This is a genomic window from Autumnicola edwardsiae, from assembly GCF_031846505.1.
In the GTDB taxonomy this organism is placed as follows: Bacteria; Bacteroidota; Bacteroidia; order Flavobacteriales; family Flavobacteriaceae; genus Autumnicola; species Autumnicola edwardsiae.
This window is the reverse complement of the sequence record NZ_JAVRHP010000267.1, coordinates 1-875: the sequence shown is the minus strand read 5'-3', so window position 1 is coordinate 875 and position 875 is coordinate 1. Positions and strand designations below refer to the sequence as shown.

General features: G+C 34.6%; 1 protein-coding gene and 1 pseudogene. One reads left to right on the top strand and one right to left on the bottom strand.

Annotated elements, in window-relative coordinates:
* Nucleotides 1-185 (bottom strand): annotated as a pseudogene (locus RM529_RS17575) (hypothetical protein); the annotation flags it as partial.
* A 133-nt stretch (nucleotides 186-318) separates the two neighbouring features.
* On the opposite strand from RM529_RS17575, the gene RM529_RS17570 reads away from it, so the two are divergent.
* Entirely contained in the window at nucleotides 319-738 is a 420-nt protein-coding gene (locus tag RM529_RS17570) for a DUF2141 domain-containing protein (protein WP_311486030.1), read from the top strand.
* The last annotated feature ends 137 nt before the right edge of the window (nucleotides 739-875 follow it).

Genomic DNA, 875 nt, shown 5'->3' with positions numbered 1-875 from the left:
TCCAGCAGCAAAAAATCTTCTGTATAATAATCACTCAGCTTTTCCGGATTCGGATTGGAAAATAGTTCATCAAATGACTCAATAATTAGCTGTTTAACCAGTTCTTTATTGTCTTTTTCAGAACTTTGGGCTGCTGTGGAAGATGTGGTTAAAAGTAGTGCCAAAACGTAAAAAATTCTTTTCATAGTTGTTCGTTTATATTTCATCTGGAGTTACTATTGGCCTGTTGCAATAGCACTTTATTCTTCGCTATATGTAAGCTGCTGAAAAAATTGGAACTATTGTTGTAACTTCAGTTTTAATTTCATTTTGAAAGTTATGAATAAAATCTTCCCGTTGCTCATCTTTTTCTTTTTTGCAACATCTTTCCTGAACGCACAAAACAAAATTCAGGTGGAAATTACCAATTGTAAATCTGATCAAGGCTTTGTACTTGTTGCACTCCATAACACTGAAGATTCTTTCTTAAAAGAAGAATTTCTAGGTAGAAAATCAGAAATTAATGGTGAAAAAGTAGTAGTGGAGTTTGGTAATGTTCCCGACGGTATTTATGCTATTTCCCTTTTTCATGATGAGGATGCAAATGGCGAAATGAACACCAATTTTATAGGCCTCCCAAAAGAAAATTACGGGGTTTCCAATAATGCACCGGCAAATTTTGGGCCTCCAAAATGGAACGATGCAAAGTTTGAGGTCAAAAACGGAGAGACCTTAAAGCAGGAGATTCAGTTAAGGTAGAAGTTGGATTTCTGTTTTTCTGTAATAAAATGCCTTACATTTTTTCCAGGCGATATCATTAATTCCCAGATGGTGTAAAAAATACCTTTTCAAAGTTTAATACCTGTTGAATCTCGTGAAGAACATAGTGGCTGTTA

What these genes read in the sequence shown, in the direction of transcription:
- RM529_RS17570 (WP_311486030.1), top strand. Translation starts at nt 319, where the DNA reads ATGAATAAAATCTTCCCGTTGCTCATCTTTTTCTTTTTTGCAACATCT.